This window comes from Mesorhizobium sp. B2-2-4 (assembly GCF_006442375.1).
In the GTDB taxonomy this organism is placed as follows: domain Bacteria; phylum Pseudomonadota; class Alphaproteobacteria; order Rhizobiales; family Rhizobiaceae; genus Mesorhizobium.
In genome coordinates, this window is the sequence record NZ_VFWB01000003.1 from 54,250 (window position 1) to 78,442 (window position 24,193).

Below are 24,193 nucleotides of genomic sequence, written 5' to 3' on the forward strand. Positions count from 1 at the left end.
ATGCCGGCTGTTCTACTACGGGCGAAAGCAAAAAACCCCGGCCGTGAACGACCGGGGTTTTGGTCCAGAAGAACCTGATGTCTTTATCTCCTGGCGAGCAGATCGCGGATTTCGGTCAGAAGCTGCACATCGGCAGGCGGCGGCGCGGCGGCAGGCGCGGGCTTTTCGGCCTCCAGGCGCCTGCGCAGGTTGTTCACCGCCTTGACCATCAAGAAGATGATGAATGCGAGGATGAGAAAGTTCAGCACGACGGTGATGAAGCTGCCATAGGCGAAGACGGCGCCCTCTTTCTTTGCCTCCGCCAGCGTGCCCGAGTGGACGTTCGAGGACAGTCCGAAGAAGTAGTTGTTGAAGTCCAACCCACCGAAAATCGCGCCCACGATCGGCATGATGATGTCGTTGACAAGGGAATCGACGATCCTGCCGAAAGCAGCGCCGATGATGACGCCGACGGCCAGGTCCATCACATTGCCCTTGGAAATGAATTCCTGGAATTCTTTCAGCATTTCGACCCTCCTTGCCATGATCGGCCGCATTCTCCAGCGCCGGCCAAGCCCACAATAGCAAAAACCTCCGGTTGCAAAACCGGAAAAAGGGCCAAGGCACCGGTTTGTTTTTACCCGCATCATCAGACGTCCATGCGCCGATGGACTCAGCTTCCAAGCTGTGGTTGCGTGCGGTGAGCGGGCGTCGAGCCGGCCAGGGAGGAAGCGCGAGCCGTGCAGGGCTTGTTCATCGTTGTCATCGCGATCGCTTATGTGACGCTTCTATTCGCCATCGCCAGCCTTGGCGACCGCCGCTCGGCCAGCTCCGGGCCCGGTCGCGCACGTCCGTTCATCTACGCGCTCAGCCTGGCCATCTATTGCACCTCCTGGACGTTTTTCGGTTCTGTCGGCCTGTCTTCCGAGCGCGGCCTGGAGTTCCTCGGCATCTACACCGGCCCGGTGCTGGTGTTCGTGTTCGGTTTTCCCTTGCTCAACCGTCTCGTGCGGCTGGCCAAGACCGAGAAGATCACCTCGATCGCCGACTTCCTCGGCGCGCGCTATGGCAAGAGCTTCACCGTGGCCGCCATCGCCACGCTGATCGCGACCATCGGCGCGGTGCCCTACATCGCGCTGCAGCTGAAGGCGATCTCCGGTTCCGTCAGCCTGATGGTCGAGCATTACACCGGCTCGCCGCCCTCGTTCGATCCTTTCGTCAGCGACATCTCGCTGGTGGTCGCCATGCTGCTGGCGCTGTTCGCGGTGCTGTTCGGCACGCGCCACGCCGACGCCACCGAGCACCAGGACGGGCTGGTGCTGGCGGTGGCGGTCGAAACCGTGGTCAAGCTTGCCGCCTTCCTGGCGATCGGCCTGATGGTCACTTTCCTGATCTTCGGCGGGCCCGGCGACATGTTCGGCAAGCTGGCCGAAAACGGCCAGGTGCGGCAGGCGATGGGCTATTCGACGTCACTCGCCACCTGGCTGGTGCTGACCTGCCTGAGTGGCTTCGCTATCATCCTTCTGCCCCGGCAGTTCTACGTCACCATCGTCGAGAACCGCAGCGAGGCGGAACTGCGCACCGCGACATGGGTGTTTCCGCTCTATCTGGTGGCGATCAACCTGTTCGTGCTGCCGATCGCCTTCGCCGGACTGTCGCTGGTCGGCACGAAGACGAGCAGCGACCTATATGTGCTGTCGCTGCCCTTGTTCGGCGGTCACGATTTCCTGGCCATGGCTGCCTTCATCGGCGGCCTGTCGGCGGCCACCGCCATGGTCATCGTCGAGAGCGTGGCGCTGTCGATCATGATCTCCAACGACCTCATCATCCCGCTGTTCGTGCGGCGGCTGCTGAGGACGACGTCTTCCGAAAACGAGGACTGGTCTACGCTCATCCTCAACGTGCGGCGGGCATCGATCTTCATCATGCTTTTCATCGCCTTCCTCTACTATCGCGAGAGCACCGACAGCGCGCGGCTGTCGTCGATCGGCCTGATGTCGTTCGCGGCGATCGCGCAATTCGCGCCGGCGCTGATCGGCGGGCTGATCTGGCGCGGCGCCAATGGCAGGGGCGCGGCCCTCGGCATGGTCGCCGGCATCCTGATCTGGGGCTACACGCTGCTGTTGCCATCGCTCGTCGCGCCCGAAACCGGCATATTGGTGCATGGCCTGTTCGGCTTCGAAGCGCTGCGGCCGCAGGCGCTGTTCGGCACCGTTGCGGAGCCGTTGAACCACGGCGTGCTGTGGAGCCTGTCGATCAACGCACTGTTTTTCGTACTGGGCTCGCTGTCACGCGCCGCGGTGCCGCTGGAGCGCATCCAGGCGTCGATCTTCGTGCCGCGCGAAGCCGGGCCGATGCCCAGCCTGCGCCGTTTCCGTACCGCCGTCACCGTCAACGACCTGAAGGACACCATCGCGCGCTATCTCGGCGTCCAGCGCACCGAGCGGTCGTTCCAGTCCTTCGAAAAGACCACCAACGTCATCCTGCATGGCAATGAGCAGGCCAGCATGGACGTCATCCGCTTTTCCGAGCAGCTTTTGGCCAGCGCCGTCGGCTCTTCGTCGGCGCGGCTGATCCTGTCGCTGCTGTTTCGCCGCCACGACCGCGAATCCAGGGATGCCTTCCGGCTGCTCGACGACGCCACGGAAGCATTGCAACACAATCGCGACCTGTTGCAGATCGCGCTCGACCAGATGGAACAGGGCATCACCGTCTTCGACCGGGATTTCAGGCTGATCTGCTGGAACCGCCAGTACCGGGAGCTGTTCGACCTGCCCGACGACATGGGCCAGGTCGGCGTCTCGCTCGACCAGATCCTGCGCCATCTGGCGGAGCGCGGCGATATCCCGACCGACCAGCGGGTGACGATGCTCAACCGGCTGACCAGCTTCGTCAGCCCCTGGCAGATGGAACTGAAGACCAGCGGCCGGATCCTGGAGCTGCGCTCCAACCCGATGCCGGACGGCGGCATCGTCGCCACCTATGCCGACATTTCCGGCCGCGTCGAGCAGGACCTGGCGCTGAAGCGGGCGAACGAGTCGCTGGAACAGCGGGTGAAGACCCGCACCATCGAACTGACCAGGGTCAACGAGGAGTTGACCCGGGTCAACGAGGAACTGGCGCAGGCGCAGATGCTTGCCGAGGAGGCCAATCTGGGCAAGACGCGCTTCCTCGCCGCGGCCGGCCACGACATCCTTCAACCGCTCAACGCCGCCAGGCTCTACTGCTCGTCGCTGATCGAAAAGGCCGGCAAGGGCCCGGCCGGCAAGGCCGCGGTCAACATCGACTCCTCGCTGGAATCGGTCGAGACCATTCTGGGCGCCGTGCTCGACATTTCCCGCCTCGATGCCGGTGCCATGAAACCGGACGACACGGCCTTCAACCTAGACGCATTGCTGCGCCAGATCGGCAATGATTTCCGGCCGCTTGCCGCGGAAAAGCAACTCAAGCTGACGATCATGCCCTCGTCGCTGACAGTGATGACGGATCGCAACCTGTTGCGCCGCCTGATCCAGAACCTCGTTTCCAATGCCATCAAATACACACGTCACGGCCGCATCCTGGTTGGCGTGCGGCGGCGCGGCGAACTGGCGGAAATCCAGGTGATCGACACTGGCATCGGCATTGCCGGCGACAAGCTGAACACGGTGTTTCGCGAATTCACCCGGCTGGACGAAGGCGCGCGCGAGGCCGAAGGCCTCGGCCTCGGCCTTTCGATCGTCGATCGCATCGCGCGGGTGCTGAGGCTTGAGATCCGTATTTTCTCCAATCCGGGCAAGGGCACGCGCTTTTCCGTCATCCTGCCGGTGGCGGCCGTGCAGGAACCGAAACGCGAGGTCGAAACCAGGGCGCCGGCCCGCGCGGCGGCTTCGCTGGCCGGACTGAGCGTGCTGTGTATCGACAACGACGCCCGCATCCTCGAAGGCATGCGGCTGCTGCTCGAAGGCTGGGGCTGCGCCGTCGAGACCGTGTCCGGCACAACGAACCTGGATATCGCGATCCGCCGCCCGGACATTGTCCTTGCCGACTATCATCTCGATGGCGAAACCGGCCTCGACGCCATCGTCGGGCTGCGAGCGATCCACGGCGACGACCTGCCCGCCGTGCTGGTCACCGCCGACCGTTCCAACGAGGTACGCACCGCAGCGGCCGGGCTCGACGTCCCGGTGATCAACAAGCCGCTCAAACCGGCCGTGCTGCGCTCGATGATGGCCAGGGTCAGGCCGCTGGCGCCGGCGGCGGAGTAACTGTCAGGTTTGCTTCATTTCGGCCCCGCCGACGGCGCCCAGGCTTCGAGATAGGCGCAAAACATGTCGGCCATCGCATCATGGCTTCTATCTCTGCCGACGGGCGAGGCGTTTCCGAGAAACTGCTCGCCGATCCGATATCCACATAACCATCCGCAGGCTCGGGCGCTCAGCTCACCGGCTGCAGCGGATCGCTGCCGATCTTGGACAGCAGGATCACCGCCTGGGTGCGGCTGTCGACGCCGAGCTTCTGCAATATCGCCGAGACATGCGCCTTGATCGTCGCCTCGGAGACGCCGAGCTCATAGGCGATCTGCTTGTTGAGAAGGCCTTCCGCCAGCATGCCGAGCACGCGGGTTTGCTGCGGCGTGAGCGCCTGCAGGCGCTTGATCAGGTCCGATATTTCGGGGTCGCGCTCGACACCGAGATCGATGCCGGCCGGTGCCGCGATATCGCCCGCAAGGACCGATCGCACGGCGTCGCGGATTTCCTCCATGCTGGCCGATTTGGAGATGAAACCGGACGCGCCGAGGTCGAGCGCGCGCCGGATGGTCGCCGGGTCGTCATGGGCGGAGACCACCACCAGCGGCGCCGCCGGATGGATGCCGCGCAACGAGATCAGGCCGGAAAGGCCGCTCGCGCCCGGCATCGACAGGTCGAGCAGCACCAGATCGACCTCCTCGTTGGCCACGACCAGCGCCTTGGCGCTTTCGAAATCGCCGGCTTCGTGAATAGCGGTGACATTGCCGATGCCGGCAAGCGCTTCGCGCAACGCACCGCGAAACAGCGGGTGATCGTCGGCGATGACGAAAGAATAGCCTGATGGCAAATATCCCTCCCCGGATCCCTTGATGGTCTTCTGTTTTCTCGGGACCTGATGCAACGATTATGAGGCGCTTCGCGCTGTTTTCAAGCAGCAAAGCCGGCGCACCGGATTTCCCCAGACGGCCTGTCTTCAGGTCTTCTGCGAGTTGGGCTTGGCGCCGTCGCCGCTGTCCTTGTCCATATCCTTGACGATGCCCATGAAGCCCTTCAGGAAACGCTCCATGTAGCTCATCGTCTTGTTGAAATCCTCCTCGCTCGGCAATGTCGATTCGAGGCGGGCCGAGAGCGAATTCTCGAGCCTGGTGACGCGCTCGTCCATGGCTTTCATCGAAGTTTGCAGGCGATCGACCTCGTCCTGGAAGGCAGCGCGTTCATCGGCCGCCATCTTGCAGACGAGTTGGCCGGAGCGCTCCTCGCAGATCGACATCGCGCCTGTCTGCGTGTCCATGCGGACATAGCCGTTGGCGGATTTCTCCAGACGATAGCGGTCGGTCTCCTCGGAAAAGGCGGACGCCGCGACCAGCGAAACGAGCGCGGCGGGGATCAAGATGTGCTGCAGACGCATGTTGTCCTCCATGGCCAAAGCCTGAGATATCGCATGTTTGCGCCGGAAATGGGGAAGACGCTTGGCACGGCCTTCCCCGCACGGCTGGTTCGGACTATAGCGCAACCATGTCTCAGATTATCTACAAGATAACCCCGGAAGGGCCCTGGCGCGAGGCCGAAGCGAACGGCCGCTTCACCGGTGCGCCGATCGATGTCGCCGACGGCTTCATCCATTTCTCCACGGCGGCACAGGTCAAAGAGACGGCGGCGAAGCATTTTGCCGGCCAGGCGGGGCTTCTGCTGGTCGCCATCGACGGGACCAGCCTGGGCGATGCGCTAAAATACGAAGCCTCGCGCGGCGGCGCGCTGTTTCCGCACCTCTACGGCGTGCTCGACCTGAAAGCCGTGCTGTGGGTCCGGCCGCTGCCGCTCGGCGCCGACGGCACCCACCAGTTCCCGGCGCTGGAGGCCGAATGAGCGTGCTCGACCGGATTGGCCAGAAGCTGCTCTTCACGTTCGACCCGGAAACCGCGCATGGCCTGTCGATCGCGGCGCTGCGCTGTGGCCTGCCGGTCGGCGCACGGACGGCGCGAGATGCGCGGCTGAAGGTCAGCCTCTGCGGCCTCGATTTCCCCAATCCGCTCGGCATGGCTGCCGGTTACGACAAGAATGCCGAGGTGCCCGATGCGCTTCTCGGCCTCGGCTTCGGCTTTGCCGAGGTCGGCACGGTGACGCCGCTGCCGCAGCCTGGCAATCCGAAGCCGCGCATCTTCCGGTTGCCGGCGGATGAAGCGGTGATCAACCGGCTCGGCTTCAACAATGAAGGCCATGCGGCCGCCGAGAAACGCCTGGTCGGCCGCAAAGGGCGCCCCGGCATCGTCGGCGTCAACATCGGCGCCAATAAGGACAGCGCCGACCGCGTCGGTGACTATGAGCGCGGCGTCATCCGCTTCGCGCCCTACGCCAGCTATCTCACCGTCAATATTTCCTCGCCCAATACGCCCGGCCTGCGCACCATGCAGGCGCGCGAACAGCTTGGCGAGCTCCTGTCGCGCGTCATGGCCGCGCGCGCGGCGGCGGCAAGGCAGCCGCCGGTGTTTCTCAAGATTGCGCCGGACCTGGTCGAAGCCGAGCTGGAAGACATCGCCGCCGAGGTCACCCAGAAGGCCATAGACGGCATCATCGTGTCCAACACCACCATTTCTCGCCCGGCGCTACGCTCCAGCGGCGCGGCAAGCGAGACCGGCGGGCTTTCCGGCCGGCCGCTATTCGAGCGCTCGACCATCGTGCTGGCCCGTATGCGCAGGCTGCTGGGGCCGGACATGGCCATCACCGGCGTGGGTGGGGTCAACTCCGCCGAGACGGCGCTCGAGAAGATCCGCGCAGGCGCGGATCTCGTCCAGCTTTACACCGGCATGATCTATGCCGGGCCGGCGCTGCCGGGACGCATCGTCGCCGGCATGGCGCGTTTCGCCGACACGGAACGGCTCAACTCCATCAGCGATTTGCGCGACCGCCATCTCGACCAATGGGCTTCAAGGCCGCTCAACTGAATGCCGTCCGCAGCCGCAACCGCAGGATGGCCAGCAGGCTGAGGCCACGCACCAGCAGGAAGACATGCAATGCCGCCCACAGCCCATGATTGCCGAAAGCGGGCGCCAGCGTAATCAGCGCGGCGGCGAAGGCCAGGAAAGACAAAAGCATCATGTTGCGCATGTCGCGCGACCAGGTCGCGCCGATGAAGACGCCGTCCATCTGGAAAGCCAGCACGCCGCTCAGTGCGGTGAAGGCCGCCCAGGGCAGGTAGGTGTCGGCCACCGAGCGGACTTCCTGCGACGTTGTAACGACGGCAACCAGATTGGCACCGGCCAGCAGAAGCACCAGGGTTGCGGCGCCCGCCAATCCGAACCCCCAGAACAGGGTCAACCGCACCGCGCGCCGGAACGGGTGCTCAGCCCGCGCACCGACGGCGCGGCCGGCGAGCTGTTCCGCGGCGGTGGCGAAACCGTCGAGGAAATAGCCTGCGACGAGGAAAAAATTCATCAGCACGGCGTTGGCGGCCAGCGTAACCGTGCCGAATTGCGCACCCTGGCGGGTGAACAGCCCAAAGGCGGCAAGCAGCGAGAACGAGCGGATCATGATATCGCGGTTGAGCGACAGCATGCGCAGGAACGCGCTCATGTCGAGCAGGCGTTGGCGTGGCACGGGCGGGCTTGCACTGAACCGCCTGATGACGATGGCGAGGCCAAGCAACATGGCCAGGAATTCGCCGGTGACGGTTGCCCATGCGACGCCGGCGACGCCCCAGCCAAGCTCCAGCCCAAGCAGGATGCAGAGCGCGATGTTGATGCCGTTCAGCACCAGCTGCAGCACCAACCCGAGCCCGCCCTCGCCTCGGCCGAGTACATAGCCGAGAATGGCGTAGTTGATCAGCGAGAAAGGTGCCGCGAGCAATCTGATGCCGATATAGACGCCCATCGCCTCGCTGACGCGCGGTCCGGCATCCATGAACCACCGCCCGCCGGCCGCGATCAGCGGCGAAAGCGCAGCCAGCACGATGCCGGCGACAACAGCGATCAGCACCGCGCGCCAGAACACCGCCTGTTCCTCCAGCGCGTCGTTGCGCCCGAAAGCCTGGGCGACCACACCGGTGGTGCCGGAGCGCAGGAAATTGAAGGTGGTGAAGACGACGTCGAAGACCAGCGCGCCTGCCGCCAGGCCGCCAAGCAAGGCGGCGTCGCCGAGCTGTCCGACAACAGCCGTATCGACCATGCCGAGCAGCGGCGTCGTCAGGTAGGCGAGCGTCATCGGTACGGCGATGACGAGCACCGTGCGGTTGGTGACGACAAAGGATCCGGGAACGATTGGGGATCCGGCGTCGGCTGGGATTGCACCCTTCTCCAAAGAATTGCTGCCTTGCTGATTGCGGCTTGATCGAACAGCCGGTGTGCCCCATTTTCCGGCCACCGCGCAATCCACCCTTGCCATGGCGGCCAACCGAAATTCCGGTCTGGCGCGAGCCGCCGGATCCGGTTCATGTCCCTCCAGATCGTCCATCATCCCGACTACGACGCCGGCTTCGCCGTCAACCATCGCTTTCCGATGAGCAAATATCCGCTGCTGATGGAGGCCTTGCGCGCACGCGGACTGGCCGTGCAGGGGGCGCTCAGCATGCCGGAAGCGGCACCCGCACCATGGCTGAAGCTTGCCCATGCGGCCGACTATGTCGACCAGGTCATCAGCTGTTCGGTGCCGGAAAAGATCGAACGCGAGATCGGCTTTCCGGTCGGCCCACGCGTCTCGTTGCGCGCCCAACTCGCCACCGGCGGCACAGTACTGGCGGCCCGGCTGGCCTTGCGCCACGGCATTGCCTGCAACACCGCCGGCGGCAGCCATCATGCGCGCCGCGCGCAAGGCGCGGGCTTCTGCACCTTCAACGACGTCGCCGTCGCTTCGCTGGTGCTGCTTGCCGAAGGCGCGGCGCGGAACATACTCGTGGTCGATCTGGATGTGCATCAGGGCGACGGCACGGCGGATATCCTGGCTGGCGATCAGCGCGTGTTCACCTTCTCCATGCATGGCGAGCGCAACTACCCCGCGCGCAAGATCGCCTCCGACCTCGATGTCGCACTGCCCGACGGCACGGGCGATGCCGCCTATCTCGAAAGGCTGGCCGCCATCTTGCCGGAACTGTCCGCCCATGCGCGCTGGGACATCGTTTTCTACAATGCCGGCGTCGACGTCCATGCCGAGGACCGGCTCGGCAGGCTGGCGCTTTCAAACGACGGGCTTCGCGCCCGCGACGCCATGGTGATCGGTCACTTCCGCTCGCGCGGCATCGCGCTATGCGGCGTCATCGGCGGCGGCTATTCGACCGACGTGGCCGCGCTCGCGGCGCGCCATGCCATTCTGTTCGAGGCGGCGGCGGACTACGCCTGACCGCTATTTCCTGTAGTTGGCGATTCTGAGCAGGATGAACGCCGGAACCACGATCGCCGCACCCAGCAGAATATAACCCAGGAAGCGGTCGATGGCATGGAAGCCCAGATTCCAGAGATCCAGGAAGAATTTGCGGATGCCATAGAGCACGTCCATCGGCGACCAGCCGAAGGCGGTCATGACGAGGCCGACGAGGAACGACACCACCAGCAACTTCAGGAGTACCCTGAGCGGGGTGTCGCCGAGAAAGCGCGTCAATGCGGACAAGACCTGTCTCCGGCTCTGATCGCCCGATTCGGCGACAGGATCAGAAATACGCACTTGGCCGCCCCGCTTCAAGCCGGGCGGGCCAAGGCTCTGAACCTGGCTGACAAAGCCTATGACGGCCGGTCCGGCGGTGCCGCCGGCTTTTCATGATAGGAATTTTTTCCTTGACGGGTTGAAGGCAACTATGGTAGATATTTGGCTATGGTGCTGAGTTGCGCCAGGGACCCGCCGCACAGGCGGGTTTATCCGTTCAAGGCTCCGTCAACAGCGCACCGTCGAAGGCTCCGAAGGAATTCGTTAACGCGGATCGTGCCCTGGTACCAAGCCGGCGACCATAGGCGCATGGCAGGCGAGCAGCCGGCGGCGGCTGATCGCGGCCGGCTTATCTGTTTTCTAACCAATTGCCGCTATTGCCATTCCTGGAGCGGGAGCTAGGCTTTGATGGAAGCGGAAAAAATCGGCGCGCGCCGCGCGGTCATGCTTTCGGTTGTCGTGCCGTGCTATAACGAGCGGGACGGCGTGGCTGAGCTTCACCGACGCGTCACCGCCGCTTGCCTGGCGCAAAACCCTTCCTACGAGATCGTGCTCGTCATCGACGGGGCGACCGACGGCACCCGCGAGGCCGTTTTCGAACTGGCGCAAAAGGACGACCATGTCGTCGCCATCGACCTTGCCCGCAACTATGGCCACCAGATCGCGCTGAGCGCGGGGCTGGAGTTCTGCCGGGGCCAGCGCATCCTCATTCTCGATGCCGATCTCCAGGATCCCCCTGAACTGCTCGGCGCGATGATGGCGAAGATGGATGAAGGCTTCGACGTCGTTTACGGTCAAAGGGCCAAGCGTGATGGCGAAGGCTGGTTCAAGCTGGCTTCCGCGTCGATGTTCTACCGGCTGCTGCGCCGGATGGTCGACGTCGAGATCGCGCCGGACACCGGTGATTTCAGGCTGATGAGCCGCCGCGCCCTCGACCATCTGAACGCCATGCCGGAGCGCTACAGGTTCATTCGCGGCATGGTGAGCTGGATCGGGCTGAGACAGGCCGCCTTCTCCTATGAGCGGCAACGGCGTTTCGCCGGCGCCACCCACTATCCGCTCAAGAAGATGGTCCTCCTGGCTGTCGATGCGATGACCAGCTTTTCCATCGCGCCGTTGCGGTTTGCCTCGCTTCTGGGAATGCTTTCCGGCGTGCTGGGGATGGTCGTGCTCGGCTATACGCTGCTCGAGTGGTCGCTGGGAAACGTGCTGCCGGGTTGGACCAGCCTTGCCGCGATCATGCTGATCCTGGGCAGTGTTCAGCTTCTGGTGCTCGGCATATTCGGCGAATATCTCGGCCGGATGTACATGGAGACGAAGCGGCGGCCGCTCTATTTCGTCAACGAGATCGTTTCGCGAAGCGATGTGGCCGTCGAAAACCAGGACCTGCCTGTCCACCGCCTCCAGGAAATGGTGAAGAGAGCCGCGCGTGGCTAAGGCGACGATCGACCGGCCGCAACGGGACCTCTCGACCGGAACGAACGCGAAATGGCCGGGAGCCGCGACATGAACCAAGCCACGGCAATCGCGATGGCTACGCCGTCGCTCGAGGATGCACAGCGCAGCAGGCTGTTGTTCTGTCTTTTCTGCGCCTGCACCGTTGCCTACGTGCTGATGAGGCATGCCAACTCCCTCCTTCTGGATCCTGACAGCTGGTGGCAGGTGAAGGTCGGGCTGGATTTCCTGGCGAACCTGACATTTCCGACCGTCGACCCCTATTCCTATACCTTCGCCGGCCAGCCCTGGATCGCCAAGGAATGGCTGGGGCAGGTGCTTCTGGCGCTCGCCTATGGCGCCGGTGGCTGGAATGGCGTCGTCACGCTGATCATCGCCACGATCGGCCTGACAGTCTTCCTGATGGGATGGTTCCTCAGCGCATGGCTGAAGCCGGTGTTAGCGGTGGTGCTGGCTTTCGTCGCGGCTTTCCTTGTCGCCCCGATCTATACCGCGCGCCCCCACGTTTTCACTTTGCCGATCATCGTCATTTGGACGGCAATGCTGTTTCGCGCGGCGCAGGAGGAAAGAGCGCCATCCCCGTGGCTGCTCGCGCTCGTCGTGTTGTGGGCGAACCTGCATGCCACGTTCACCTTGAGCTTCGTCATCGCCGGCTTTGCCGGTCTGTATCTCCTGTCGCGCATAGGCCTGTCGAAACCGGTTCTCCTGGCGAAATGGGTCGCGTTCGGCCTGCTCTGCCCAGTGGTCAGCCTGGTCCATCCCTATGGCGTCAAGGCCATCCTGGCGACGCTTACCGTCGCCTATGGCAATGAAGCGGTGCCGCTTATCCTGGAGTGGCGGCCCTTCAACGCCCAGGAAGAGCTCGTCAAGGAAGCCGTGATGCTGCTGGCGCTTTTCGGGCTGTTGGTGTCACGGCTGCGGATTGGCTGGGCCAAGGCACTGTTCATCGTCTTCACCTTGCATGCCTATCTCAGTCACCAGCGGTTCATGTATCTGTTCTTCCTTCTGGTTCCGCTGGTGATCATGGCTGAGGTCGCACAGCAATATCCCGCACTTTCAGCCGCGACCTGGCTGGCGCAAAAGCGCGACGGATTGGAAAAAGTCTTCGCCAGGCATTACTACGCAATCTCAGGCGCGGTGGCCGTCCTGCTGATCGGCGCGGTCTCGGTCCTCGGCAGCGTCCAACAGATCGCGCCGAGCCCGAAGACGTCCGCCAGCGGAGCACTCGCCTTCGCAAGGGATCAGCACCTGTCCGGCAACGTGCTGAATTCCTACAATTTCGGCGGCACGCTGATCTTCCACGGGATCAAGACCTACATCGACGGCAGGACGGACCAGCTGTTCCTGGACGGGTTCACGAAAGCCGACGACGCGACCGGACACAGTGACGGCAAACCACTGCTCGAGGCCCGGCTGAAGAAATACGCCATAGGCTGGGCGCTGCTGGCAGCCGGCGACACCCGCATTCCCTTCTTCGAGGAATTGGGCTGGAAGCGGGCCTACGCGGACGAATACGCCGTGATCTACCTGCCCGGCGCCTGATCCGCGGCGCCAGCCCAAACCGGCTTCGGCCCTCCAGCATTCGCCTTGACACCGATGTTGCGGTGCAGCAAATTGCACCGGAGAGGACGAACAAAGTGGGATCGAGAATCAAGGCTTTCTCGCATCGCGGCAATGCCGCCGCATGGGCCGGTGAACCGGGTGCGCCACGACTGCCGCCGGCCATGGCGCGCGAACCGGCCGCATGAACTACAGACGCGACATCGACGGCCTGCGGGCCATAGCGGTGCTGCCTGTCGTCCTCTTTCATTTCGGCTTGTCCGCCATCCCAGGCGGCTTCACCGGCGTCGACATCTTCTTCGTCATATCGGGCTATCTGATCAGCGGCAGCCTGCTCGACGATCTCGAACGCGGCCAGTTTTCGATCGGCCGCTTCTATTGGCGCCGCGCTCGGCGCATCCTGCCGGCGCTGACCTTCGTCATCGTGCTCGCAGGCACTGCCGCCTGGTTCATCCTTTTGCCATCGGACCTGCACGAATTCAGCCTCAGCGTCATCGCGGCCTCGACCTTCTGGTCGAACATCTATTTCTGGAAGACGACGAACTATTTCTCGATCGACGCCGAGCTGCGGCCGCTGCTGCACACATGGTCGCTCTCGGTCGAAGAGCAATATTACATCTTCGCGCCGATACTGGTGTACCTGATCTATCGCTATGCCTCGAAACGCTGGCTGACGATATTGCTGCCGATCGCGATCGGCAGTTTCGTCTTGGCGGTCATGGCGACCTCGATGGCGCCCACGGCGGGTTTCTACCTGTTGCCGACGCGCATCTGGGAACTGGCGCTGGGGGCCATGCTGATGCTGAGAAAGCCGCCGGCACTTGCCAGCCAGCCGGCAATGGAACTGATCGGCCTCGCCGGCTTTGCCATGGTCGCCTTCGGCTTCGTCACGATTTCGGAGAGCGACCCCTTTCCGGGCTACAATGCCTTGTTCCCCTGCATCGGCACCGCGCTGCTCATCTATGCCGGCCACGAAAGGGCGGGCGAACAGGGGCCGGCAACCATCGCCACGCGGGTGTTGCAGTTTCCGCCGCTGGTCTGGATCGGCCTCATTTCCTATTCGCTCTACCTCGTTCATTGGCCGATCAATTCTTTCGTCCATTACGTTTCGCTGAAAGCCATCGGCGTGCCGACGATCATCGCCATGACCGTGGCAAGCTTCGCCCTGGCGGCGTTCTCGTGGAAATATGTCGAGCAGCCGTTTCGGCGGAAACGGGCCTACACCGCACCGCTGCCTATCTTCGCCTTTTCCACGACGGCAATCGTCCTGCTCTGCGTCGGCGGCGTGGCCGGGGCGCTCGGCAACGGTTTTCCGCAACGCTTCCCGGACTTTTCAACGGAACGGATCCAGGTTGGCGACTGGCGCAACGGCATCTGCTTCAACGAAGGCTCGAACCGGATCGAGGACTGGAACCTTGCCGCCTGCACCCGAACGAGCGGCTTTGCCACCAATGTGCTGTTGTGGGGCGATTCCTTCGCCGCCCACTATGTCTCGGGACTTGAAGCCAACGCCCAGAAAATCCAGGCTAACGTCATCCAATACACCTATGCCGGCTGCCCTCCGGACCTGACCTATTTTTCCTACGCCCGACCCGCCTGTACCAGCTTCAACGAGCGAGCCCTGTCGATCATCCGCGAAGCCAACATTCAGGCCGTGATCCTGAGTGGCCGATGGACCGACTACGAGGTCAGGGGCTTCGGCGGCCTCCAGAAGACGATCGACCGGCTTCGCCAGATGGGCGTCAAGGTCTACGTCATCGGCCAGTCTCCCGAATTCATCGCCGACGTCCAGAAAATCGCCTTCTTCGCAAGACGAGGAGATACCGCGAACATGTCCTGGCCGATGGCCATGGATCCGGACATCAACAAGCGGGTTCTGCCCTTCGTCAAAGGCGCTGACTTCATAGACCCGCTGACCTATCTGTGCGACGCCGCAGGCTGCTCGTATGCCGATGCCGGCAACAAGCAATTTCTCTATTTCGACTATGGTCACTTCTCTTCCGCGGGCGCCGCACTCGCCATCTCGAGATACTGGCCGAGCTTTGCAGCCGGCACCGAGATCGCGAAAGTGAAATAGCAGGCGGAACCGGCATGCGGCGCGCCGGTCGCTGGGACGGTACCGTGTGGAAAGTGAGCCGCTTTGCGATTGCCCGATGGCCAGCCCTCATGGTAACGAGGCTGCTGCGCGGGTATGATGTAATGGTAGCCTGTCAGCTTCCCAAGCTGAACGCGCGGGTTCGATTCCCGCTACCCGCTCCAGCAAACGTCGCAAGGGCTGGAGCCTGATTGAGAGAACCCTGAAAACCAGCGGTTTTACAGGACTCTGTTCGCTGGTGGCTCCGTCCGGCCTTGGTGGCGGTCCGTTTACCTACATCCGAAGAATGGCTTGTTTTCTTGTGCACTGCACTATATGTCGGATGAGGAATTTGTCTTCCCAGAACGGAACTTCCTGATAGGATGCCGCTTATGGGAACAACCGCTTCGCGGCTGAGATCGGCTAGAAAGCCGACAATTGCGAAGCGACCAGGTTAACGTGGCGTTAACCGTGATGATGCATGTTGTCACGAGTATTGCGTCTCAGTGTGAGCCTGACAGAGGAGCGCGAAGGCAATGCATGAAGCTCGACGCACGGATCTGCAAGTCGAACAGAAGACGGTGAAGGCTGCCGGCAGTTCGGTGAACCGTCGCGATATTGTCGATGCTGAATCGAGCATGCTGGTCAAGAACCCTGCTCCGGATTCTTCTCCTTCGCGAAATCCGTCTGAGACTCTGACGCTGGCAATCAGCTGTTAGAAGTCCTCGGGAACCGCATATTCCGCCCAACTGACATGAAGCACCCGGATCAATTTCCGGAGTTCGACTGCGTATGCCCTGCCCTGTGAAAAGTGGCCGAGGGTCGGCGGGTTGGTGGATTCCAACAACTGAAGGTCAAATGTGCTCGGAGGGTTGAGGCCAACCGAGGCCGCATCGTTGACGTCACGGAATAGGCAAGGAAGATGCGTTGCGCCGGCGGCACGCAGTCCGACGGCTCGATGGAATCCATTGTGAAGGTAGCAGCGGCCGTTGAACCTGACCACGTGGACGTGCGGCAAGCTTACTCCGAAAAACAGTCCCATAGCTTGGCCGTTCATCACGCCAGCTTGCATCGTCCGAACATTCAGGCTTTTCGAGCGCAGCATGGCAGAGTTGCCATTCAGCACAGCCGAGACCGCTTCATTCACCTGTGCCTGAGGAAGACATATCGGGAAAAGGTCACCCAGTGGAGGAGCGGGTGGGAGAGCGCCGCAATGATGCGCCGATCTGCCATCGTCGACAGTTGCCTGATAGGCAAGTAGCGGCTCGATTTCCACCAGCCGGACAGCGACACCCTGCAACTGCGGAGCGTAGTGGGAATTGTTCAGGAGATCGTCAACGTACCGGTGATGAGCCTGCGGGATGTCCAGGACTTCTGGATGGCCAGCGTTGGCGATGGGCGGTCCCAGCATTCCACGAGCCGCGTTCCACTCCTGAATCAAAGCTGCGTCGGAAGGATCGGCCGGAATGCATCCGTTGCGCAGATGCTGGATTGCATTTCCGATATCCATAAATCCCACGAGGGAGAGGCCTGGATTTGGCATCGATTCCTTCCTGATACTGCTTCGATTCCTTCCATCTATACTATTAGAGCTGTCTAAATGGAAAAAATCCGGCGATCTGATGTAAGGACCCTGACAACAGATTGTCAGGATGTGAGCTTCCCTTGGACCGCGTTCAGACGCTTCATCATATCCTTGATCGCAGCGGAACGACCGACGTAACGGCGGATGATACGGGAGACGTTGTCTTCCTCGTGACATGACCTCAGCGATCTCGCGCTCGGTCAGGCCGTTAACGTAGAACTTCGTCGCCGCAGTGCCGCGGAGATCGTGAAAATGGAGGTCGCAGCCTTCCGACCATACATCCTTCTTAGCCTGGATGAACGAGCTTCCGAGGCCATCCTTGTTCCACGGTCTTCTCATGCTCGAGGTCAGGATGACGGGCGAGCGGAACGGGATGCGCTTCAGCAGGCGCGCAGATCGTCATAGAGGCGGGATCGCAGCCTTGCGGCGGCGTGCGGCCGGATGCGGGCCAGATCGGCATCGGTTCAGATGATCTCCGAGCGCGAGCCGCTGTAAAGCTGCTTGGTAGCCTCGCAGGGGTTCAGCGCAAGCGCGCCGCGGGCGACCTCGAACAGCACGCGCGGCAGACCTGCATGCGCGCGGCGTCGCCTCGAACTTCGCGCGCAGCGCCCGGATCCTCGGCCTGATCTTCTCCGGCCGGTCGCACTTGCGAACCGACAGATTGCCGAAATGATCGGAGATGCGGTCGAGCCATGGTCCCGGGAAAACCGCTCCAGCCGTTTTCCCGGTATCGTTTTAGAGCCAAACACTAACCCAGACGCGCCTGCGCCAGCAGCGGACATGGCGGCGACCGCGGCGCCAATAGCTGCGGCAGACCCTGCGCCAGGCGCGGCGGCGCCCATGACGACGGTGCCGGCGATGCCACCGGCGATGCGAGATCTGCTCCACCTCGGCTTGATCGTCTCCTTCGAAGACGGCCGCATCAGCCCTGTCGAGGTCGTCCTTGTCGAGTTCGTCAAGGATTCCGTTGCCGTTCGGGACCCCGGCAACTGCTGTGCCGGGCCTGGCCAGGCCTGCAAAAGCAACTGCCCCCGCGACGCCAAGCATTCCAGTAAGAAACAACCGACGTTCCATCAAAATCTCCCGAGTTGTTTATCATCGGCGCATCGTTCCCCGGCTCAAAACGAGCTCCGGCGCGAACGCCGATTGGCCTTTGAACGCACTTACCTGGTTTTTGTTCCGGTCACCCCACTTCGCGCAGGATGAAATCATGCAGCATCTTCGCCGCCGGCGACAGCGCACGGTTCTTCACTGTGATCAGGCTGTAGGGCCGAACCTCGATGTCGAATTCGGTCTGCACGACGTCGATGGCGCCGGCCAGCCCTTCGGGATTCTGGATGAATTTCGCCACCTGGACCGAGACCGGCGCGATGGCGTCGGAGTGCGCGACCATGACCAGGGTCAGGAGCAGCGAACTGGTGTTGAGGATGCGGTCCGGCAGCGCGATGTTGCGGTTCAGGAAATTGCTCTCCATGGCCTGGCGCAGCGGCGAGCCGCCGGACTGGAAAACCCAGTCATAGGCCGCGGTCTCCTCCAACCGCACCGCCTTGCCCTCGGTCAGCGGATGGCCCCGGCGCACGATCAGGCAGGCCTTCTCGACGCCGATGACACGGGACTCGAACAGCCGCGGGTTGAGATCGTCGGGGATGCGCGCGATGATGAAGTCATGGCGCGACGCGATCAACTCGCGCGCCAGCACGTTGGAGGTCTCGACCTGCATGGTGATCTCGATGCGCGGATAGATGCGGCGGATTTCGCGGATCGCCGGCACCGCGAGCTCGATCGCGGGCGCCGTCACCGCACCAAGGAACACCGAGCCGCCCTTGCCCGCCTTGAGTTCGGAGATCTCGCGATCGACCTCGCGCATCTCCAAGAGGATGGAGCGCGCGCGCCTGGCGAGCGCCTTGCCATAGGGCGTCAAGGTGACGCCGCGCGGCAGCCTTTCGCAGAGCGTGACGTCCAGCACGGCTTCCATCTCGGCGATCATGCGCGAGGCCGCCGGCTGTGAGATATTCATGACCTGGGCGGCGGAACTGACCCGGCCGTGATCGTCCAGTGCAACGATCATGCGCATATGGCGCAGGCTGAGGCCGCTGCGCAGCAGGGTCTCGCCGTCACCGGGGAGCACCTCGTAACCTTCTGAAATCCCGCCAGGATTGCGCAACGTTGCCATTGATTTCCCTTCGCTCCCAATGCCCTTGAGTTTAGCGTCAACGTATACCAGTTTCGGTATAGCAATCATCAAAGATCGCATTTGACAGTTATGGCAAAGGGACACACCCTTCGCGCGTCCTGGGGCGTGCCAGTCGATGACGAGGAAAATCGTGTCGATTGAAATCAGTCCCAGGGCCGATTGGGAGGATACCGGAGATCGATAGACGACAGCGGCGCTTGCGCTCCTGCTCGCCTGCGCGGCCCGCGAAGCCCCGAGGTGTCGCGTCCATCAACCAGGGAGAGTAATTGTGAAGATCATCAAGACGCTGGCCGCCGTCGCGGCCCTTGGCATCGCTGCCATGACCTATTCGGCGCACGCCGCCGACAAGGGTCTCGTCGGCGTGCTGATGCCCACCAAGACCTCGCAGCGCTGGATCAACGACGGCGATGCCGTCAAGTCCCAGCTCGAAGCTTTGGGCTATACGGTCGACCTGCAATATGCGCAGGACGACATCCCCAACCAGCTCAGCCAGCTGGAAAACGAAATCACCAAGGGTCCGAAGGCGCTGATCATCGCCTCGATCGACGGCACCACCCTGTCGGATGCGCTGCAGAAGGCCGCTGATGCCGGCGTCGTCGTCGTCGCCTATGACCGCCTGATCAAGAAGACGCCCAATGTCGACTACTACACCACGTTCGACAATTTCGGCGTCGGCGTGATCCAGGCGAATTCGCTGGTCAAGGGCCTCAAGGAGCGCTTCCCGAATACCAAGCCGTGGAACGTCGAACTGTTCGGCGGCTCACCCGACGACAACAACGCCTTCTTCTTCTACAACGGCGCGATTTCCGTCCTGCAGCCGCTGATCGACGACGGTTCGATCAAGATCAAGTCCGGCCAGACCGGCATGGACAAGGTCGGCACGCTGCGCTGGCTCGCCGCCACCGCCCAGGCGCGCATGGACAATCTGCTGTCAGCCAACTATTCGGACGGCAGCCGCGTCGATGGCGTTCTGTCGCCCTATGATGGCCTGTCGCGCGGCATCACCGCCTCGCTGCGCGCTGTCGGTTACGGCACGGAGGCCCAGCCGTGGCCGATCGTGACCGGCCAGGACGCCGAGACCGCCTCGGTCAAGCTGATCATCTCGGGCGAGCAGTACTCGACCGTGTTCAAGGACACCCGCGAACTGGCCAAGGCCACCGTCGAGCTCGTCGACAAGGTGCTCTCGGGCGGCAAGCCGGAAGGCCTCGACACCAAGACCTACAACAACGACGTCAAGGTCGTTCCCTCGATCCTGCTGACGCCGCATGAGGTCGACAAGTCGAACTACCAGGCCCTGGTCGTCGACTCCGGCTACATCAAGGCCGACGAACTGAAGTAAATTCGGTTGCATAGCCAGGGGTCCTGCGCAACGCAGGGCCCCTTTTCGTTCACCAGCGACCCCGGTATTGTTGCGGGTCTCGCAGGAGCACTTTACCCATGGCCTCGACGATTTTGGAGATGCAGGACATCACCAAGACGTTTCCCGGCGTCAAGGCGCTGTCGAACGTCAACCTTCGGGTCGAGGAAGGCGAGATCCACGCCGTGGTCGGCGAGAACGGCGCCGGCAAATCGACGCTCATGAAGGTGCTGTCGGGCGTCTATCCCTCCGGCACCTATGACGGCCAGATCATCTTTCAGGGCCAGGAATGCCAGTTCAAAGGCATTCATGACAGCGAACGCAAGGGCATCGTCATCATCCACCAGGAGCTTGCGCTGGTGCCGATGCTGTCGATCGCCGAAAACATCTTCCTCGGCAACGAACACGCCCGATACGGCGTCATCGACTGGAATGCCAACGAGGCGCGCACCAGCGCCCTGCTGAAGAAGGTGGGCCTCAAGGAGGACCCCAAGACGCTGATCACCAATATCGGTGTCGGCAAGCAGCAGCTGGTCGAAATCGCCAAGGCGCTGAGCAAGGAGGTCAAGCTCCTGATCCTCGACGAGCCGACGGCGTCGCTCAGCGAAAAGGACAGCCAGGCGCTGCTCGACCTTCTGCTCGAATTCAAGCGACAAGGCATGACCTCGATCCTGATCTCGCACAAGCTCAACGAGGTGAACCGGGTCGCCGACAAGGTGACCGTCATCCGCGACGGACGAACCATCGAGACGCTGTCCAGGAAGGACATCTCGGAAGACCGCATCATCACCTCGATGGTCGGCCGTTCGCTCGACGACCGCTATCCGCCGCGCGAGCCCGATATCGGCGAGGTCGTGTTCGAGGTGAAGAACTGGTCGGTCTATCACCCGCTCCATGCCGAGCGGCAGGTGATCAAGGGCATCGACATCAATGTGCGCAAGGGCGAGGTGGTCGGCATTGCCGGGCTGATGGGCGCCGGGCGAACCGAATTCGCCATGAGCCTGTTCGGCCGCTCCTATGGGCGCCGCATCACCGGCGAGGTGCTGCTCAAGGGCAAGCCGATCGACGTCTCCTCTGTGAGCAGGGCGGTCGAACACGGCATTGCCTATGTGACCGAGGATCGCAAGACCTACGGCCTCAATCTCATCGACCATATCAAGCACAACATTACGCTGGCCAATCTCGGCGGCGTGTCGCGCCACAGCGTGATCGACGATTTGCGCGAGCTTGCCGTCGCCAACGACTATCGCAAGCAGACCAACATCCGCGCCTCCAGCGTCTATCAGATGACCGGCAATCTTTCCGGCGGCAACCAGCAGAAGGTGGTGCTGTCGAAATGGCTGTTCGCCGACCCGGAAGTGCTGATCCTGGACGAGCCGACGCGCGGCATCGATGTCGGCGCCAAATATGAAATCTATACGATCATCGCGCGCCTTGCAGCCGAAGGTAAGGCGATCGTGGTCATCTCGTCGGAAATGCCAGAACTGCTCGGCATCACCGACCGCATCTATGTCATGAACGAAGGCCGCATCGTCGGCGAAATGCCCGCGGCGGACGCAAGCCAAGAAAGAATAATGCGCGCCATCGTTCGGGGAGAAGGAAAAGCAGCATGAGCACGGAAAGCGCCCCCGCCCCGCAAAGCAACGTCGCCGAAGATGTAGGGCAGCGTCCACGCATCGCCGTATCGGCGCTGGCGACGAACCTGCGCGAATACGGCCTGATCCTGGCGCTGATCGCCATCATGGTGTTCTTCCAGTTCACCACCTCGGGAACGCTGTTCAAGCCGGTGAACCTGAGCAATCTGGTGCAGCAGAACTCCTTCATCATCGTGATGGCGCTCGGCATGCTGCTGGTCATCGTATCGGGCCATATCGACCTCAGCGTGGGGTCCGTGGCCGGCTTCATCGGCGCGCTGGCGGCGATGATGATGGTGATCTGGCCTCTCGGCATATTCAGCAACCCGCTGGTGGTCTCCATCGTCTGCCTGATCGTGGGCGGCCTCATCGGCGCGGCGCAAGGCTACTGGATCGCCTACCATCGAATACCGAGCTTCATCGTGACGCTGGCCGGCATGCTGATCTTCCGCGGCATCTGCCAGGCGCTGCTCGGCGGCGGATCTTCGGTCGGGCCGCTGCCGCCCGAGTTCAAGGCACTCAGCTCCGGCTTCATTCCAGATGTCATCGGACCGCTGACGCTGATCCCGCCAACGGTGAATGCAGCCGGCAAGACGATTATGGGCAGCGGCCTGACGCTGCACATGACGACGATCGTGCTGGGCCTGATCGCCGTGCTGGCCTATGCCTATTTCGGGCTGCGGACGCGACGCAAACGCGAACGCCACGGCTATGAGGCCGAGCCCTTTACCCTGTTCGTCATCAAGACGCTGGTCGGCAGCGCGCTGGCGCTGTTCCTGGTCTACCAGTTCGCCAGCTATCGGGGCCTGCCGGTGGTGCTGCTCGTCATGGGCTTGCTGATCTCACTGTTCGTCTTCGTCACCAAGCGCATGACGATCGGCCGCCGCATCTATGCGATGGGCGGCAATGCCAAGGCCGCGCAGCTGTCGGGCATCAAGACCGAGCGGCTGACGCTTTACGTGTTCGTCAATATGGGCGTGCTGTCGGCGCTTGGCGGCCTGATCATCGCGGCGCGTCTCGGCCAGGCCGTGCCGGCGGCAGGCCTCGGCAGCGAGCTCGACGTCATCGCCGCGGTGTTCATCGGCGGCGCCTCGGCGATGGGCGGCGTCGGTCAGGTCATCGGCGCGGTGGTCGGCGGCTTTATCATGGGCGTGATGAACAACGGCATGTCGATCATGGGCGTCAATGTCGACTGGCAGCAAGTGGTCAAGGGCCTGGTGCTGCTCGGCGCCGTGATCTTCGACGTCTACAACAAGAACAAGGCCTGAACAGGTTTCAGGCGAGGCAAGCAGGAGGCATACGGTCGCGGCGCTGCCGGCAATTCGCCGGCTTGAAGAAGTCCTTCAGGGACCGGGCTCGCGAGCGCAATCCGGACGAAGAGTTCAACCCGTGGCACGGCCAGTCCGAGCCGCGCAGGTCAGGGTTTGCCAGAAGGCAGCCATGCCAAGACATATGAGAGAGGACTGATCATGCTGATCTCGCAGATTCTCGACGACGCCGAGACCATCCGTGTCGTTGCCCGCACAGGCGGCAAGACCCGGATCATCAACGGCGCACGCAGCGTCTATTCGCTGGCGATGGAAGCCGCTCGTACCGGCGTCGGCCTTGCCGCGTTGATCGAACGCAAGGGGCTCGGCGAGACCGTCGATCTCGACGCCGCCTACAAGAAGGGGCGGCTGCTGTCGCCGATCAATCATCCCGATCCGGCGCATCTGCATCTGACCGGCACGGGGCTAACGCATCTCGGCTCGGCGGCGACGCGCGATTCCATGCACAAGAAGCTCAGCACCGACGGCGAGGAGCAGCTCACCGATTCCATGAAGATGTTCCGCATGGGGCTGGAAGGCGGCAAACCCGCGAAAGGCCAGATCGGGGTGCAGCCGGAATGGTTCTACAAGGGCAATGGCACGATGGCCGTGGCGCCGGGTGCCGCGCTCCTGTCGCCGGCCTTCGCCAAGGATGCCGGCGAGGAGCCCGAGGTTGCCGGCATCTATGTCATCGGCGACGACGGCGCGCCGTTCCGGGTCGGCTTCACGCTGTCCAACGAATTTTCCGATCATGTGACCGAACGCGTGAACTACCTCTTTCTCGCCCATTCCAAGCTGCGCAACGCTTCCTTCGGACCGGAGATCCTGGTCGGCGACCTGCCCGCCGACATCAGGGGCTCCTCACGCATCTGGCGCGACAGCAAGTTGATGTGGGAAAAGCCGTTCCTGTCGGGCGAAGCGAACATGTCGCACACCATCGCCAATCTCGAACACCACCATTTCAAATATTCGGCTTTCCGCCAGCCGGGCGACGTGCATGTGCACATGTTCGGCACCGCGACCCTGTCCTTCGCCGACGGCATCAAGACCGAGGCCGGCGACGTGTTCGAGATCGAGGCCGGCGATTTCGGCCTGCCGCTGCGCAATCCGCTCGAAATCGAACAGCCGGTGAAGGTGGCGGTGAAGGCGCTGTGAGATGAGCGTGATCTCCTCCCTGGTGGGAGGAGATCG

Annotated in this window: 20 protein-coding genes and 1 tRNA gene; 14 read left to right on the forward strand and 7 right to left on the reverse strand. The window is 62.7% G+C overall.

What is annotated here, in order from left to right; translation table 11 throughout:
• Positions 1-83: 83 nt before the first annotated feature.
• A complete protein-coding gene (gene mscL / locus FJ959_RS08445; protein ID WP_140496583.1) occupies positions 84-506 on the reverse strand; it encodes a large conductance mechanosensitive channel protein MscL in 423 nt (140 codons plus the stop codon).
• 213 nt (positions 507-719) lie between these two features.
• On the opposite strand from mscL, the gene FJ959_RS08450 reads away from it, so the two are divergent.
• On the forward strand, positions 720-4,226 hold the full coding sequence (locus FJ959_RS08450) for a PAS domain-containing hybrid sensor histidine kinase/response regulator (protein WP_140624792.1): 3,507 nt from the start codon (positions 720-722) through the stop codon (positions 4,224-4,226).
• Positions 4,227-4,395: 169 nt separating this feature from the next.
• Here the strand turns inward: FJ959_RS08450 and FJ959_RS08455 are convergent, their stop codons facing one another.
• Positions 4,396-5,055: a response regulator transcription factor gene (locus FJ959_RS08455; protein WP_140513279.1), complete on the reverse strand. Its 660-nt coding sequence runs from the start codon at positions 5,053-5,055 to the stop codon at positions 4,396-4,398.
• A gap of 126 nt (positions 5,056-5,181) precedes the next feature.
• Positions 5,182-5,616: a hypothetical protein gene (locus FJ959_RS08460; protein ID WP_140496589.1), complete on the reverse strand. Its 435-nt coding sequence runs from the start codon at positions 5,614-5,616 to the stop codon at positions 5,182-5,184.
• A 107-nt stretch (positions 5,617-5,723) separates the two neighbouring features.
• Here FJ959_RS08460 and FJ959_RS08465 point away from each other — a divergent pair, with 107 nt between their 5' ends.
• On the forward strand, positions 5,724-6,074 hold the full coding sequence (locus tag FJ959_RS08465) for a DUF952 domain-containing protein (protein ID WP_140496591.1): 351 nt from the start codon (positions 5,724-5,726) through the stop codon (positions 6,072-6,074).
• Positions 6,071-7,150, forward strand: a complete 1,080-nt coding sequence (locus FJ959_RS08470) for a quinone-dependent dihydroorotate dehydrogenase (RefSeq protein ID WP_140629520.1) — start codon at positions 6,071-6,073, stop codon at positions 7,148-7,150. The genes FJ959_RS08465 and FJ959_RS08470 overlap by 4 nt, the downstream gene beginning before the upstream one ends.
• Here FJ959_RS08470 and FJ959_RS08475 read toward each other — a convergent pair.
• Entirely contained in the window at positions 7,143-8,501 is a 1,359-nt protein-coding gene (locus FJ959_RS08475; RefSeq protein ID WP_140629523.1) for an MATE family efflux transporter, read from the reverse strand. The two genes, FJ959_RS08470 and FJ959_RS08475, sit on opposite strands and share 8 nt — an antisense overlap.
• A gap of 132 nt (positions 8,502-8,633) precedes the next feature.
• On the opposite strand from FJ959_RS08475, the gene FJ959_RS08480 reads away from it, so the two are divergent.
• Positions 8,634-9,536, forward strand: coding sequence for a histone deacetylase (locus FJ959_RS08480; protein ID WP_140629525.1), 903 nt, complete (start codon positions 8,634-8,636; stop codon positions 9,534-9,536).
• Positions 9,537-9,539: 3 nt separating this feature from the next.
• On the opposite strand, the gene FJ959_RS08485 is transcribed toward FJ959_RS08480, so the two are convergent.
• On the reverse strand, positions 9,540-9,803 hold the full coding sequence (locus FJ959_RS08485; RefSeq protein WP_140496599.1) for a DUF6460 domain-containing protein: 264 nt from the start codon (positions 9,801-9,803) through the stop codon (positions 9,540-9,542).
• 441 nt (positions 9,804-10,244) lie between these two features.
• Between FJ959_RS08485 and FJ959_RS08490 the strand changes: the two genes are divergently transcribed.
• The 5 genes from FJ959_RS08490 to FJ959_RS08510 all read left to right on the forward strand — a co-directional run bounded on the left by FJ959_RS08490 (position 10,245) and on the right by FJ959_RS08510 (position 15,644).
• The gene (locus FJ959_RS08490) at positions 10,245-11,273 is read left to right on the forward strand and encodes a glycosyltransferase family 2 protein (protein ID WP_140513269.1); all 1,029 of its coding nucleotides are present in this window, start codon (positions 10,245-10,247) and stop codon (positions 11,271-11,273) included.
• Positions 11,274-11,342: 69 nt separating this feature from the next.
• On the forward strand, positions 11,343-12,833 hold the full coding sequence (locus FJ959_RS08495) for a hypothetical protein (protein WP_140629528.1): 1,491 nt from the start codon (positions 11,343-11,345) through the stop codon (positions 12,831-12,833).
• Positions 12,834-13,035: 202 nt separating this feature from the next.
• Positions 13,036-14,928, forward strand: a complete 1,893-nt coding sequence (locus FJ959_RS08500; protein WP_140629530.1) for an acyltransferase family protein — start codon at positions 13,036-13,038, stop codon at positions 14,926-14,928.
• Between the two features lie 108 nt (positions 14,929-15,036).
• Positions 15,037-15,110: transfer RNA gene (locus tag FJ959_RS08505), tRNA-Gly, on the forward strand.
• A 351-nt stretch (positions 15,111-15,461) separates the two neighbouring features.
• Positions 15,462-15,644, forward strand: a complete 183-nt coding sequence (locus FJ959_RS08510; protein WP_140629532.1) for a hypothetical protein — start codon at positions 15,462-15,464, stop codon at positions 15,642-15,644.
• Here the strand turns inward: FJ959_RS08510 and FJ959_RS08515 are convergent.
• Entirely contained in the window at positions 15,641-16,468 is an 828-nt protein-coding gene (locus tag FJ959_RS08515; RefSeq protein WP_140629535.1) for a hypothetical protein, read from the reverse strand. The two genes, FJ959_RS08510 and FJ959_RS08515, sit on opposite strands and share 4 nt — an antisense overlap.
• 882 nt (positions 16,469-17,350) lie before the next feature.
• Here FJ959_RS08515 and FJ959_RS31605 point away from each other — a divergent pair.
• On the forward strand, positions 17,351-17,716 hold the full coding sequence (locus FJ959_RS31605; RefSeq protein WP_181172007.1) for a hypothetical protein: 366 nt from the start codon (positions 17,351-17,353) through the stop codon (positions 17,714-17,716).
• Here the strand turns inward: FJ959_RS31605 and FJ959_RS08525 are convergent.
• Positions 17,694-18,683 (reverse strand): LysR family transcriptional regulator, encoded by a 990-nt coding sequence (locus FJ959_RS08525; RefSeq protein WP_140513261.1) that lies wholly within the window; start codon positions 18,681-18,683, stop codon positions 17,694-17,696. The genes FJ959_RS31605 and FJ959_RS08525 overlap by 23 nt on opposite strands.
• A 289-nt stretch (positions 18,684-18,972) precedes the next feature.
• Here FJ959_RS08525 and chvE point away from each other — a divergent pair, with 289 nt between their 5' ends.
• The 4 genes from chvE (at position 18,973) to araD1 (ending at position 24,157) form a co-directional block, all read left to right on the forward strand.
• A complete protein-coding gene (gene chvE, locus FJ959_RS08530; RefSeq protein ID WP_140496611.1) occupies positions 18,973-20,043 on the forward strand; it encodes a multiple monosaccharide ABC transporter substrate-binding protein in 1,071 nt (356 codons plus the stop codon).
• Between the two features lie 98 nt (positions 20,044-20,141).
• Positions 20,142-21,674: a multiple monosaccharide ABC transporter ATP-binding protein gene (mmsA, locus tag FJ959_RS08535; protein WP_140496613.1), complete on the forward strand. Its 1,533-nt coding sequence runs from the start codon at positions 20,142-20,144 to the stop codon at positions 21,672-21,674.
• Positions 21,671-22,963, forward strand: a complete 1,293-nt coding sequence (gene mmsB / locus FJ959_RS08540; protein ID WP_140496616.1) for a multiple monosaccharide ABC transporter permease — start codon at positions 21,671-21,673, stop codon at positions 22,961-22,963. Before mmsA ends, mmsB begins: the two co-directional genes overlap by 4 nt.
• A 201-nt stretch (positions 22,964-23,164) precedes the next feature.
• Complete coding sequence (araD1, locus tag FJ959_RS08545; protein WP_140496620.1) at positions 23,165-24,157, forward strand: AraD1 family protein; 993 nt, start codon at positions 23,165-23,167, stop codon at positions 24,155-24,157.
• The last annotated feature ends 36 nt before the right edge of the window (positions 24,158-24,193 follow it).